Annotated in this window: 14 protein-coding genes and 3 pseudogenes; 13 read left to right on the forward strand and 4 right to left on the reverse strand. The window is 70.8% G+C overall.

The window, feature by feature from the left end; translation table 11 throughout:
• Positions 1–130 precede the first annotated feature (130 nt).
• The 9 genes and pseudogenes from AB0I51_RS11755 (at position 131) to AB0I51_RS11795 (ending at position 6450) form a co-directional block, all read left to right on the forward strand.
• On the forward strand, positions 131–820 hold the full coding sequence (locus tag AB0I51_RS11755; RefSeq protein ID WP_362973862.1) for a hypothetical protein: 690 nt from the start codon (positions 131–133) through the stop codon (positions 818–820).
• Between the two features lie 214 nt (positions 821–1034).
• On the forward strand, positions 1035–1643 hold the full coding sequence (locus tag AB0I51_RS11760; RefSeq protein WP_362973864.1) for a sigma-70 family RNA polymerase sigma factor: 609 nt from the start codon (positions 1035–1037) through the stop codon (positions 1641–1643).
• Positions 1644–1812: 169 nt separating this feature from the next.
• Positions 1813–2130, forward strand: coding sequence for a hypothetical protein (locus AB0I51_RS11765; protein WP_362973866.1), 318 nt, complete (start codon positions 1813–1815; stop codon positions 2128–2130).
• A gap of 96 nt (positions 2131–2226) precedes the next feature.
• On the forward strand, positions 2227–2481 hold the full coding sequence (locus AB0I51_RS11770) for an aspartyl/asparaginyl beta-hydroxylase domain-containing protein (RefSeq protein ID WP_362973868.1): 255 nt from the start codon (positions 2227–2229) through the stop codon (positions 2479–2481).
• Positions 2421–2749: pseudogene (locus AB0I51_RS11775) on the forward strand (iron chelate uptake ABC transporter family permease subunit); the annotation flags it as partial. The gene AB0I51_RS11770 and the pseudogene AB0I51_RS11775, both read left to right, overlap by 61 nt.
• A gap of 10 nt (positions 2750–2759) precedes the next feature.
• Positions 2760–3569: an ABC transporter ATP-binding protein gene (locus AB0I51_RS11780; RefSeq protein ID WP_362973869.1), complete on the forward strand. Its 810-nt coding sequence runs from the start codon at positions 2760–2762 to the stop codon at positions 3567–3569.
• Positions 3570–3721: 152 nt separating this feature from the next.
• Entirely contained in the window at positions 3722–4339 is a 618-nt protein-coding gene (locus AB0I51_RS11785) for a hypothetical protein (RefSeq protein ID WP_362973871.1), read from the forward strand.
• 157 nt (positions 4340–4496) lie between these two features.
• Entirely contained in the window at positions 4497–5114 is a 618-nt protein-coding gene (locus AB0I51_RS11790; protein WP_362973873.1) for a sigma-70 family RNA polymerase sigma factor, read from the forward strand.
• Between the two features lie 1045 nt (positions 5115–6159).
• Complete coding sequence (locus AB0I51_RS11795) at positions 6160–6450, forward strand: hypothetical protein (protein WP_362973875.1); 291 nt, start codon at positions 6160–6162, stop codon at positions 6448–6450.
• 82 nt (positions 6451–6532) lie between these two features.
• On the opposite strand, the gene AB0I51_RS11800 is transcribed toward AB0I51_RS11795, so the two are convergent.
• Together AB0I51_RS11800 and AB0I51_RS11805 are read right to left on the reverse strand one after the other, a co-directional pair.
• Complete coding sequence (locus AB0I51_RS11800; protein ID WP_362973877.1) at positions 6533–7555, reverse strand: LLM class flavin-dependent oxidoreductase; 1023 nt, start codon at positions 7553–7555, stop codon at positions 6533–6535.
• Between the two features lie 124 nt (positions 7556–7679).
• Positions 7680–8189 (reverse strand): annotated as a pseudogene (locus tag AB0I51_RS11805) (phosphotransferase); the annotation flags it as partial.
• Between AB0I51_RS11805 and AB0I51_RS11810 the strand changes: the two are divergent.
• Positions 8146–8874, forward strand: a complete 729-nt coding sequence (locus AB0I51_RS11810; protein ID WP_362974197.1) for a helix-turn-helix transcriptional regulator — start codon at positions 8146–8148, stop codon at positions 8872–8874. The pseudogene AB0I51_RS11805 and the gene AB0I51_RS11810 sit on opposite strands and share 44 nt — an antisense overlap.
• Before the next feature lie 26 nt (positions 8875–8900).
• Here the strand turns inward: AB0I51_RS11810 and AB0I51_RS11815 are convergent.
• Together AB0I51_RS11815 and AB0I51_RS11820 are read right to left on the reverse strand one after the other, a co-directional pair.
• A pseudogene (locus AB0I51_RS11815) lies at positions 8901–9702 on the reverse strand (SAM-dependent methyltransferase).
• A gap of 88 nt (positions 9703–9790) precedes the next feature.
• Positions 9791–10570, reverse strand: coding sequence for an SDR family oxidoreductase (locus AB0I51_RS11820; protein ID WP_362973878.1), 780 nt, complete (start codon positions 10568–10570; stop codon positions 9791–9793).
• Positions 10571–10655: 85 nt separating this feature from the next.
• Here AB0I51_RS11820 and AB0I51_RS11825 point away from each other — a divergent pair, with 85 nt between their 5' ends.
• From AB0I51_RS11825 to AB0I51_RS11835, 3 genes are read left to right on the forward strand one after another with little or no spacing between them, the layout of a single operon-like run.
• Complete coding sequence (locus AB0I51_RS11825; RefSeq protein ID WP_362973880.1) at positions 10656–10892, forward strand: hypothetical protein; 237 nt, start codon at positions 10656–10658, stop codon at positions 10890–10892.
• Positions 10892–11269 (forward strand): toxin Doc, encoded by a 378-nt coding sequence (locus AB0I51_RS11830; RefSeq protein WP_362973882.1) that lies wholly within the window; start codon positions 10892–10894, stop codon positions 11267–11269. Before AB0I51_RS11825 ends, AB0I51_RS11830 begins: the two co-directional genes overlap by 1 nt.
• Positions 11270–11327: 58 nt before the next feature.
• Positions 11328–12284 carry a helix-turn-helix domain-containing protein gene (locus AB0I51_RS11835; protein ID WP_362973884.1) on the forward strand — a complete coding sequence of 319 codons (957 nt, stop codon included), beginning with the start codon at positions 11328–11330 and terminating at the stop codon, positions 12282–12284.
• The last annotated feature ends 4 nt before the right edge of the window (positions 12285–12288 follow it).

Raw genomic sequence — 12288 nt, forward strand, 5'->3', positions numbered from 1 at the left:
CCCGAACCGCCATCGAGTTCCCGGTGTTGTCATGTGACATGAGTCACTGCATGCGTGGTGAGTCGAAGCCCCGGTGTGCGCCCGTACCCCCTGATGACGATCGGACGTCGGGTGCAAAGATGGGCGCGCTATGACTGTCGGAGGGTGGTGCCGCACGCTGCGGACGGGTGTGTTCGCCGCCGTCTGCGTGCTGCTGGCCGCCCTCGGTCACGTGATGATGTCCGGCGCTCCCGTCCCCTGGTGGACCATGGGCGCCGGCGCCGCCGCGACCGGCGGGGCAGGCTGGTTCCTGGCCGGCCGTGAACGCGGGCTCGGGCTGATCGTCGCGGTCGTGGTCGCCGCCCAGACGGTGCTCCACGAGACGTTCTCCCTGGGCCAGAACCTGATGCGCGGGAGCAGTACCGCGTCGGCCGACATGGGCGGTACGGCCATGGGTTCCTCGGACTCCATGCCACTCATGTCCATGGATGCCATGGACATGAGTGGCATGGCACGCATGGCGCGCGGCTCGGCCGGCGTGGGGCACGCGCACACCATGACGGGCAGTGCCTCGTTCGGCATGCTCGCCGCCCACCTCCTTGCCGCCGTCCTGTGCGGGTTGTGGCTCGCGTACGGCGAACGCGCCGTCTTCCGCGTCCTGCGGGCGGCGGCGGCACGGCTGGCCGAACCCCTGCGGATGCTGCTGGCGCTGCCGGTACCGGCCCGTCGCCCGTCCGCGCGCAGGCGTCGTACCCACGCGTACCGCTCGTCCCTGGCCCGCTTCCTTCTCTGCTACTCCCTCACCTCCCGGGGACCGCCCACGGGCCTCGCTGTCGCCTGAGACAGCCGGATCCACCAGGGGCTCTCCCGCACTTCGTCGTACCGCGTTCCGACCCGGATCTGCCCAGCGCCGCACGCCGGTTCGCGCGGGCCGACGAGCGCGCGCCGGGCCCCGGGCATCGCCGTACCCATCGCGTACGGCCGCACCCCATGTGCCGGAGAGCCGTGCCCCCACCGCGGGGCGTCGGCCCCGGACGACCCGAGAAGGACACCACGTGATCACTTCTGTGCTGCCCGCTCCCCGCCGGGCCGATCGTGCCGCGGCGGACGCCTCCGTCACCGCCTGGGCCCTGGCCGCCCGAAACGGCGATCCCCACGCGACCGAGCACTTCGTCCGTGCGCTCCACGGTGACGTACTGCGTTACGTCGCCCATCTCAGCGGCGACCCCCAGACCGCGCACGACCTGACCCAGGACACGTTCGTGCGGGCCCTCGACAGCCTGCCCGGCTTCGAGGGACGTGCCTCGGCCCGCACCTGGCTGCTGTCCATCGCCCGCCGTGCGGTGGCCGACAGTTTCCGCCGGGCCGCGGTCCGACCGCGCCTCGCCGACGCGCACGACTGGCAACTGGCCCTGGAACGCGACCAGCCCTGCGGCCTGCCGGGCTTCGAGGACGGCATCGCGCTCCTCGACCTGCTGGAGACGCTGCCCGACGAGCGCCGTGAGGCGTTCGTGCTGACCCGGATCGTCGGTCTGCCGTACGACGAGGCGGCACGCTTCATCGGCTGCCCCGTCGGCACGATCCGCTCCAGGGTGGCCCGGGCAAGGACCACCCTGGAACGCCTGCTGCGCGAAGCCGAGACCGAGGCCGCTCAGGCCGTGTGACGTGGGGGCCGGCGCCTCCTGGTGGGCGTCGGCCCTCCACCAAGATCCAACTCCCTCCTGCTGAAGCCGAGTTGCCGGAGATTCTCGGGAACTCACCCACTCCGGCTCCCGACTGCTGGTGCGACGGCTCGGCTCCGCGCCCGGTCGCTACACCAGTCAGGAGGTCCGTGTGACGCCAGAGACGGAGGACGCCTTCGCGGCGATCAGAGCCGTGCACGGCACGGACGCGATCACCCGCGTCGAGCGGAAGCCGGAGTCCGGCGGAGGCGGGCCACGGCACGCGCTCCAGAAGGGCGCCAAGTGGATCCTGCCGGGACTGTCCGCCACCCCGTGGCACGACCCGTGCGCCCATCCCGAACTGCTACCGGTGGTCGAAGCGCCGGAATCGGCCCACCCGGCCGTCAGGGAAGAACTGAACACCGCCCGGAGTGCCAGACGTGAAGCGTTCTCCGGCTACGAGCACCACCTGACCCGGCAGGAGAACTGACAGGCTCTGTACCTGTACCTGTACCGGAACGGAAATCTGGTCGAAGAGTCGGCCACCGTCGTCCCCACCGCGTACAAGGTGCTCAAAGAGTTCGCCGTGGACACCATCCCGGACGGACGCGACATCACCGTGACAGGCCAGACCCGTACCTGGCGGGAAGGCCACTGCCTGCTCTTCGGCCACTCCTTCGAGCGCGAGGCGCGCAATGCCGGAAACCGGCCGCGGACCTGCCTGCTCATCGGCCTGTGGCACCCGGAAGCGACCCTCCCCGAACGGCAGGCTCTGGTCGTGCCCAGTTGGACCAACTCGCCACGGTCACCGTGGTCGTGCTTGTCACCACCGCACTTCTGACGCTCTTCGGCCGGTGGCTCAACGTCCCGTCGGCGACGAGTCCGCCACCGCGCTCGGTGTCGACGTCAACCGGCTGCGCGCCGTACTCCTGGTACTCGGCGCGCTGTTGACCGGAACAGTCGTCGCCGTCGCCGGCAGCATCGGCTTCGTCGACCTGCTCTTCCGCACCCTCAACCGGCCCAACGAACTGCCGCTGGGCATCCTGACCGTCCTCCTCGGTGCCCCCTTCTTCCTGTGGCTGCTGCGCCACAACAAAGGTCTGGACTGAAGGGAGCCCCATGAAACTCACCGTCGACCGGCTCCACATCGCCCTGGACCGCAGCCCGATCCTGCACGGCGTGAACCTTGAGGCCCGCCAGGGCGACATCGTCGGCCTGGTCGGTCCCAACGGCAGTGGTAGATCCACCCTGTTGCGCGCCGTCCACCGCTCGCTCCGCCCGGTGGACGGCGTCATCAGGGTCGGCGAGGACGACGTATGGACGCTGTCCGCCCGCGCCGTGGGCCGCCGCACCGCCGCGGTCCTCCAGGACGCCACCGGCAACACCACCGGCCTGGCCGTGACGGAGATCGTCGCCCTCGGCCGCGCCCCGCACCACGGCCTGCTGGGACGCGACGGCACCGCGGACCACAGAGCCGTACAGGAAGCCATCGACCACTGCGGCGTACGACCGTACGCGGACCGCGACTACGCCTCCCTGTCCGGCGGCGAACGCCAACGCGTCCTGCTCGCAAGGGCGTTGGCGCAGAGCGTCCAACTCCTCGTCCTGGACGAACTCACCAACCACCTCGACATCCGCGCCAGGCTCGAGCTCCGTGACCTGATCCGCGCCACCGGCATCACCACACTCGCGGTCCTGCACGACCTCGACCCGGCCGCCCGCCTCTGCGACCGTCTCGCCGTCCTGCACGAGGGAGCGGTGGTGGCCGCCTGGCCCGTCCTGGAGGTACTGACCCCGGGCATCCTCGGGGACGTCTTCGGCGTACGGGCGAGCGCCGAGCGGCACGCCGACGGCGTCATCCGCGTCACCTACGACGCCCAGCCGCTCGCCTGCGACGAGACGGCGGCGACCGAGCCCGCCGCGCGCTGAACCTCCCTCTCCGACAGAAGTCGGACGGGATTCCCGTTGAGTTCCGGGCTTTCGGTGTGGCCCGGGTCACATGCTGTGGGTTGAGTGTGGTGCGCTGTGGGTTTGCCTACCCGCACCTGACATGCGATTTCCTGGTGCCAGGATGAGGCGTCATGAGACCAGGGTGGTGTTCGCGCGCGATGCGGGCCGCGGTGTTCGCGGCCGTCTGCGTGGTGCTCGCCTCCCTGGGACACGTCATGATGTCCGGGGACCACTTGCCCGCGTGGACGCTGTTCGCCGGACTGGTCGTCACGGGCGCAGCGGGCTGGTGTCTGGCGGGCCGTGAGCGTGGCCTCCCGCTGATCGTGACGGTCGTGGTCGCCTCCCAGACGGTGCTGCACTCGGCGTTCTCGCTCGCCCGTTCGGCGTCCGGTGAACCTGCCTCCGCGAACACGGACATGACCATGGGCTCGATGCGGCCGGGTTCCATGGACATGACGGCATCGCCGGCCGGTGACACGCCCTCGACCGGCATGCTCGTCGCCCACCTGCTCGCCGCCCTGCTCTGCGGGCTCTGGCTGGCCCACGGCGAGAAGGCCGTGTTCCGGATCCTGCGCATCCTCGTCGCCCGGCTGGCGGCTCCGCTACGGCTGCTGCTGGCACTGCCCGCGCCGATGTGCCGCCCGCGCCTGCGCAGGCGTCGCCTCCACTCCGACCGGGCGTCGCACTCCCTCCTCCTCGTCCACTCGATCACCTCCCGGGGCCCGCCCGCGCGGACCGCTGTCGTCTGAGACAGCCGGTACCCCGAGGCCGCCCGCTACGGCGTGCCTCCGGCCTCGGCCGTACGTCCGCGCAAGCGCGCCGTAGGGCCGTTTCTCCCCACTCGCCGGACTGCCCGCGTTTCCGCGTACCCAGGTCCGGATCACGGATGACCGAGAAGGACACCAGGTGATCACTCCTGCCCTGCCCGCCCCGCGCGGCAAAGGCCACAAGAACCCGGCATCTCTCGACGAGTCGACAACGGCGTGGGCGCTCGCCGCCCGCCACGGGGACGCGGACGCGGTCGAGCACTTCGTCCGGGCCTTGCAACGAGACGTCCAGCGGTACGTCGTTCATCTCTGCGGCGATCCGCAGGCCGCCGACGACCTCGTACAGGACACGTTCCTGCGCGCGCTCGGCAGCCTGCACCGCTTCGAGGGGCGTTCCTCGGCTCGCTCCTGGCTGCTGTCGATCGCCCGCCGGGCCGTCATCGACAGCTACCGGTACGCCGCCGCCAGACCCCGCCTGTCCGACGTACCGGACTGGCGGCTCGCCATCGAACTGGCCCAGCCGATCGACCTGCCCGGCTTCGACGACGGCGTCGTGCTCCTCGACCTCCTGGCCTCGCTGCCGGACGAACGCCGCGAGGCCTTCGTCCTCACCCAGATGCTCGGCCTGCCGTACGCGGAAGCCGCCGAGGCGAGCGACTGCCCGATCGGCACGGTCCGCTCCCGCGTGGCGCGGGCGCGGGAGGCTTTGGCGGATCTGCTGGCAGAGGCCGACGAGCCCGCCGTAACGGCGGTGTGAGTACTGCTCCTGCCGGTGCCCGACGGGGGAGTGCTCGACCGGTTCGACCACTTCCCCGGAACCGATCTCCACCCGTGATTGGTGGTACCCGTACCCGGCGACGGCGAGTCTCGGAAGGCCGGCCGCTTCCCACGGAAGGCCGAGGCCACGTACCCACATTCCGCATCGCCGGGCCGTATCGGGCGCCGAAGTCTGCTGGCGGGCACCGCGACGGGTGCGACCCCGGTCGCCGGAGTCCGATTCTTCACGTCCGACGACCTGAACCTTCAGACCCAGTTGCTGCTCGGTGTCTGCGGCTACGGCGGTGCGGTGGCCGGCGAGGTGCCGGCCACCGTGGACCGGATCAACGCCGCCGGGGCCGGCTACCAGCATTTCGTCGACGAGTTCCGCGCACCGGCAGCCCGTACCGCCGCCAGGAAACGGCGACGCCCAGTGCCGAGAAGGCCGTCTTCGCGGGGACGCGGCGTTGCTGGGAGCGTGCCGCCGCCCTCTTCTACCCGCCGATCGAACGGGTGGCCATCGCCTACCGGGGCACCACGATGCCCGGCTGCCTGCTGCGGGCGGACCGTTCGGCGCGGCCACGGCCCACCGTGATCCTCAACAACGGCAGCGACGCCCAGAGCGTCGAGTTGTACGCGTCCGGCGCGGCCGCCGCCCTGGAACGCGGCTACCACGCGCTGATCTTCGAAGGCCCCGGCCAGGCCGCGGTGCTCTTCGAGCGGAACGTGCCGCTGCGTCCCGACTGGGAGAAGGTCGTCACTCCGGTGGTGGACCGCGACCGGATCGTGCTGGTCGGCTGGAGCCTCTGCGGGGAATCGGTCACCCGGACCGCCGCGTTCGAACACCGGCTGGCCGCGGTCCGCATGGACCCGGGCAGCGTCGACGTTTGGTCCGTCTGGGAGCCGAGGATCGGCGAGGTCTTCGCGGCCGGATCCACCCGGGACGAGGTCAACGCCGTGTGGCGCGAACAGGTGGTGCCCGGTCTGGCGGCCGTGGACCGCTTCACTCTCGCCAAACGGGCCGAACTCTTCGGCCCGGATTCCACGTGGACGCGCTGGCCGGGCGCCCGCCGATGGATGTGCGGGGGCTCCGCGAGACGCTGCGGAAGTTCCAGAACTCCGACGTGGCCGCCCGCATACGGTGCCCCGCGCTGGTCACCGACTACGAGAACGACCGGCTGGCCACGGGCCAGAGCAAGCCGCTGTACGACCTGCTCACCTGCCCCAAGGACCTGGTCACCTTCACCGACGACGACGGCGCCGGCGACCACGACGCGGTCCAGGCGCCGCGGCACCGCAACGAGTTGCTCTTCGACTGGCTCGACGACGTGATGTGACCGGCTCCGGCCGACGGGACAAGGGCGTTGAACGCAGACTCTCGCCGACAACAGCGTCCCCGCACGCAGGGCGCCAGAACACTCAGCGCCAGCCGAGCTCCGGTGCCACATGGGTCAGGATGCTCTCCAGCACATGGGCGTTGTAGTCGACCCCGAGCTGGTTCGGGACGGTCAGCAGGAGGGTGTCCGCGGCCTGGATGGCCTCGTCCTCCTTCAGCTGCTTGACCAGCAGGTCCGGCTCGGCGGCGTACGAGCGTCCGAAGATCGCCCGGGTCGTGTCGTCGATCATGCCGACCTGGTCCCGCGAGTTGCGGTCGTGGCCGAAGTAGGCCCGGTCCATGTCGTCGGTCAGGGCGAAGATGCTCCGGCTGACCGACACCCGCGGTTCTCGTGAGTGCCCCGCCTCCTTGTACGCCTCGCGGTACGCCTCGATCTGCTTGCGCTGCTGGACGTGCAGCGGCTCGCCCGTCTCGTCGTCCTTCAGCGTGGAACTCTGCAGGTTCATCCCCAGCTCCGCGGCCCAGACGGCGGTCGCGTTCGAGCTGGAGCCCCACCAGATCCGTTCACGCAGCCCCTCGGAGTACGGCTCGACGCGCAGCAGCCCCGGCGGGTTGGGAAACATCGGCCGCGGGTTCGGCCGCGCGAAACCCTGGCCCTCGATCACCTTCAGGAAAGCCTCGGCGTGCTGGCGGGCCATGTCCGCGCCGGTCTCGCCCTCGGCGGGCGCGTACCCGAAGTAGCGCCAGCCGTCGATCACCTGTTCCGGTGAGCCACGGCTGATGCCGAGCTGCAGTCGGCCCCCGGAGATGAGGTCGGCCGCGCCCGCGTTCTCGGCCATGTACAGCGGGTTCTCGTAGCGCATGTCGATCACGCCGGTGCCGATCTCGATCTTCGAGGTCCGCGCGCCGATGGCCGAGAGCAGCGGGAACGGGCTGCCCGCCTGCTGCGCGAAGTGGTGCACGCGGAAGTACGCGCCATCCACGCCCAGTTCCTCGGCGGCGACCGCCAGGTCGATGGACTGGTGCAGGAAGTCGGCGGCGGACCGGGTCTTGGAATGCGGACTCGGCGACCAGTGGCCGAACGAAAGGAAACCTATCTTCTTCACGCAGGCCAGAGCGTCCGGCGGCCACGATTGATTCCCCGCGCCGGCGCACCGTGGCCCGGGCAACGCGCCGAAAATCGACGATGCCCGCCAATGTGCCCTCGGCGACGACTACGTTCGCGGGATGCAGGTCACCGTGCACCCACATCCGCGGGCCCTCCCACTCGGGAGCCTCCACCGCGTCGTCCCACACGGCCCGGATGTCGTCCTCGGCGAAGCGGCCCAGGTCCACGGACGCCAGGAGGTGCTCGAAACCGTCGGCGCACTTCCTGGGGTGAGTGCCGAAGGCCGAGTCGACCGGCGCGTGGGCGGGTGCCTCCGTGTGCAGCGCCTTGAGGAAGGACGCCGGCGTGTCGGCCGCGTGGTCGCCGCGGGTGATGGAGCTGTGGTCCAGCGGTGTGCCGTCGACCCATGTCATGACGGTCCAGATCCTGGGGAAGCGCTCGGAAGGTGCCCCGCTCCGCTCCGCACCGGGGTCGGGATCGGAAGCGGCAGGCGCCTGCGGCGTGTTCGCCACCCATCGCGGTGATCTCGGCGGCGTGCGGGCCCTGTTCGAGAACGCGCTGGGGGAGTTCCGTGCCTCCGACGACCTGATGGGCACCTCGAAAACCCTGTGGAACCTGTCCCCGGCCTGCATCTGGAACGGGGGCACGGCACAAGGCCTGTGCTACACCGATGAGTTCACCCGCACCTTCGGCGGGCAGGGCGACAACTGGGGCACCTCGGCGGTCCATTGGGCCCAGGCCCACGCCCGCCTCCACGACGGGGACGCCCAGGGCGCGCTGGCCGCGCCCACTGCGGGCGTGACCCTGACCCGGCGCCTCGACGACCAATTCGGGACGGGCTGGTGGCTGCAACTGGGCGCACCGGTCCTCGCCGCCAACGGCCGCCCCGCCGACGCCGCCCTCGTGCTCGGCGCGACCAGCTCCCACCGGGTCTTCGCCCTCCCGGTCCTCGACACCCTGCGCACCCGGTGCGCGGACGACGTACGGACCCTGCTCGGCGACCACCGCTTCGACGAACTGGCCGCCCGCGGCGCCCGGTTGTCCCTGGAAGAGGCGGTCGACGTGGTCGTGGAGCAGGGCCCGGCCGACGACGCGGACCGGGCCCGCTCCGAGGAGCACGCGGTGTTGTCGAAATGTGAATGGGAAGTGGCCGAACTCGTCGCCAAGGGACACACCAACAAAGAGATCGCCGTGTTCCTCGTCATCTCGACCCGCACCGCCGAAGATCACGTGCGGCGCATCCTCGACAAACTCGGCCTGTCGTCGCGCGCGCAGATCGCCGCCTGGATGACGGGCTCTCCACACAGAGGGCGGTGATCGAGGAGATCACCGCGCTCGGTCCGTCACACTGTGCGGGCGACTGCGACGTACAACGGTCTCTGTTCGCGCTCGCCCTGCCGCTCCCCGAGTCCGGGATGCCGGCGTGCCGCAAGCTCCATGCCGGGGTCGACCAGCTCAAGTCCCGTGAAGAACGCGGTGAATTCGGCGCGCGACCGTACTTGCGCGGGTGTGCCGCCCTTGCGGTAGACCTCGACGACCCGTTCCCATGTCTCGGGATCGAAGTCGCCGGTCGCGTGGGAAAGGGTGAGGTGGCTGCCGGGTGGCAGTGCCGCGAGCAGTTCGGCGACGATGCGATGGGGATGGTCCTCGTCGGCCACCAGGTGCAGCAGGGCCACCAGGGACAGTGCGACGGGCTGCTAGAAGTCCAGTACCTCCCTCGCCGCCGCGAGGATCTTCCCCGGCTCTCTCACATCGGCCTGGATGTACGTCGTGCTTCCCTCGGACGTGCTGTGAAGAAGCGCCTCGGCATGCCTCAGCACGATCGGGTCGTTGTCCGCGTACACCACGCGGGCGCCGGGATCGATGGCCTGGACGACCTGGTGGAGGTTCGGGCGGGTGGGTATTCCGGTACCGATGTCGAGGAACTGACGGATTCCCCGACCTGCCGGCAGCCGGGATGCCCGGTGCATGAAATCACGGTTCACCCGTGCCATTTGTCTGAGCGGGGAACAAGGTGATGACCTTTTCCGCGGCCTCCCGGTCGACGGGGGAGTTGTCCTTGCCGCCGAGGAAGCAGTCGTACATGCGGGCCGATCGGGGCTTGCTGGTGTCCATGCCGTCCCCGCTGATTCCGGCAGCTGTCATTGCGCCCCTCCTGGGACCCGTCGGCCGGCAGTGTGCCATGACCCTCGTGACAGAAGCGCCAACTTGCCGAGGTTCAAAGGGTGTTGGGCTAGTGCACCGAGAACCCGCCGTCGACGAAGACCGACTGACCGGTGACATACGCGGAGGCACGGCTCGCCAGGAACACCGCGGCGCCCGCGAAGTCCTCGGCAAGTCCGTTGCGCCCGACCATCGTTCGCGCGGCCAGCGCCGCCACCTTCTCCGGGTCGTTGGACAGCCGTGCGTTGAGCGGTGTCATCACGAACCCCGGCACCAGCGTGTTGCAGGTGACGCCGTAGGGCGACCACGCCTCGGCCTGCGACCGGGCCAGCGACTCCAGCGCGCCCTTGGACACCCCGTAGGCGCCGCTCTGCACGAACGCTCGATGCGCCTGCTGGGAGGTGATGTGGATGATCCGCCCGAAGCCCCGCTCGGCCATACCGGGACCGAAACGCCGGCCCAGGAGGTAGGGCGCCTCCAGGTTCACCGCCATCGTGGTGTCCCACACGTCCTCGCCCAACTCACCCATCGGCGGTCGGAGGTTGATCCCGGCGCTGTTCACGAGAATGTCCGGCTCCCCGAACGCCCCGGCCGCGGCCTCCGCCGCCGCACGCACCCCGTCACGCGTCCCCAGATCCCCGCTCACCCAGGCCGCCCGGCCCCCCTCCGCCACCAACTCGTCGACGGTGGCGGCCAGTTCCTCCTGCCTGCGGGCCACCACGACAACCCGGGCCCCCGCCCGCGCCAGCGCCCCGGCGACAGCCCGGCCGATACCGGAACTGCCACCCGTCACGACGGCCACCCGGCCGTCCAGCGAGAACATGTCGAAGAGGTAGTCGCGAGAGATCATCCCCGCAGCCTAGGCGCCCACCCCCGCGATCCGGTCCCGGGGCAGGCCCCTCGCACTGATGGCACCAACTAGGTACCATCAACGTATGCCATCACTGAACGTGACCTTCACCGAAGAGGAACTCGACGGAGTGCGCGCCGCCGCCGCGGCCGAGGGCAAGAGCCTGAAGCAGTACCTGCACGACCTCGGCGTCCGTGAGATGCAGCGCGGCCGGTTCGTCGCCGGCGCGTCCGCGTGGGCCGAGCGGCTGCGCGGCGAGTTCGACGACGCCTTCCCCGAGGAAGTGCCGCCCTCCGAGCGCGGCGGGGCCGCAGCCGCCTGATGCACCTGTACATCGACGTCTCCTGGCTGCTCGACGTCCAGGAGGCCGCCCTCTCCGACGAGGACATGTCGGTCTCGGACTACTCCGCGCTCGTGGCCGCCGTAGCACGTCACAAGACCAAGCTGCCGACCCTCGCCGCCGCCGATCCGGACGCCGCCTGGCGGGCCGCCGCGCTCATGCACACCATCGTGCGCCTGGAGCCGCTGCCGCACCGCAACAGCCTGTACGCCGCGTTCGTCGCCGCCCAGTACATGGGCCAGTCCGACGAGGCCATCGACCCGCCCTACGGCGCGCTCTCCGAGCTCGTCCGCAAGATCCGCGACACCCGCGTCGGGGTCGTGGCCGTCGCCGACCAGCTGCGGTCCTGGAAGGTCTGACCTGGTCCTTCCCGGGCCCTCGCGACCGGGTGGCCGTACCTCTGCGTACGCTGTTGGCGTGTCAGCCGCCCGCCTCCGCCGTGTCGCCGTCCTCGTTCTCGGGGGCGCCAAGCCGCTCGACGTCGGTATCCCCGCGCAGGTCTTCACGACGCGGGCGAGCATGCCGTACGAGGTGCGGCTGTGCGGCGCGGCTCCCGGTCTGGTGACCGGCGGTGACGGCCTGTCCTACCACGTCGCCGACGGCCTCGACGCGCTGGCCTGGGCCGACATCGTCTTCGTCCCCGGCTATCGGTTCCCGGACCGCGAGGACCCGCCGCAGGCCGTCCTCGACGCACTGATCACCGCCCACGACCGGGGCGCTCGGCTCGCCGCGATCTCCACGGGGGCCTTCGCGCTCGCCGCCACCGGACTCCTCGACGGCAAGCGGGCGACGACCCACTGGCACTACACGCGGGCCCTCGCGGCGAAGTACCCGCTCGTCAAAGTCGACGAGAACGTCCTGTTCGTCGACGAGGGCAGCATGCTGACCTCGGCGGGCGCCGCCTCCGGCATCGACCTCTGCCTGCACATCCTGCGCGGCGACCTCGGAGTGGCCGCGTCCAACCATGCGGCCCGGCGCCTGGTCGCGGCCCCCTACCGCAGCGGAGGCCAGGCGCAGTACGTGCCGCGCAGCGTGCCCGAGCCGCTCGGCGAACGGTTCGCCGCCACCCGCGAGTGGGCGCTGCACCGGCTCGGCGAACCCCTCACCCTGGAAACACTCGCCCGGCAGGCCGCGGTCTCGCCCCGCACGTTCTCCCGGCGCTTCGTCGACGAGACCGGCTACACGCCGATGCAGTGGATCATGCGCGCCCGCATCGACATGGCCCGCGAACTGCTCGAACGATCCGAGCGCAGCGTCGAGCAGATCGCCGCCGACGTCGGCCTCGGCACCGGCGCGAACCTCCGGCTGCACTTCCACCGACTGCTCGGCACCACACCGAGCGAGTACCGGCGCACCTTCGCCCAGGGGGAGTAGCCCG

The sequence above is a fragment of the Streptomyces sp. NPDC050549 genome (genome assembly GCF_040655035.1).
Lineage (GTDB): Bacteria > Actinomycetota > Actinomycetes > Streptomycetales > Streptomycetaceae > Streptomyces.

Excerpts from the sequence above, each read along its gene's own strand:
- AB0I51_RS11820 (WP_362973878.1), bottom strand. The coding sequence starts at position 10,570 with ATGATCTCTCGCGACTACCTCTTCGACATGTTCTCGCTGGACGGCCGG.
- AB0I51_RS11810 (WP_362974197.1), top strand. The coding sequence starts at position 8,146 with ATGGGCACCTCGAAAACCCTGTGGAACCTGTCCCCGGCCTGCATCTGG.
- AB0I51_RS11780 (WP_362973869.1), top strand. The coding sequence starts at position 2,760 with ATGAAACTCACCGTCGACCGGCTCCACATCGCCCTGGACCGCAGCCCG.
- AB0I51_RS11825 (WP_362973880.1), top strand. The coding sequence starts at position 10,656 with ATGCCATCACTGAACGTGACCTTCACCGAAGAGGAACTCGACGGAGTG.
- AB0I51_RS11755 (WP_362973862.1), top strand. The coding sequence starts at position 131 with ATGACTGTCGGAGGGTGGTGCCGCACGCTGCGGACGGGTGTGTTCGCC.
- AB0I51_RS11785 (WP_362973871.1), top strand. The coding sequence starts at position 3,722 with ATGAGACCAGGGTGGTGTTCGCGCGCGATGCGGGCCGCGGTGTTCGCG.
- AB0I51_RS11830 (WP_362973882.1), top strand. The coding sequence starts at position 10,892 with ATGCACCTGTACATCGACGTCTCCTGGCTGCTCGACGTCCAGGAGGCC.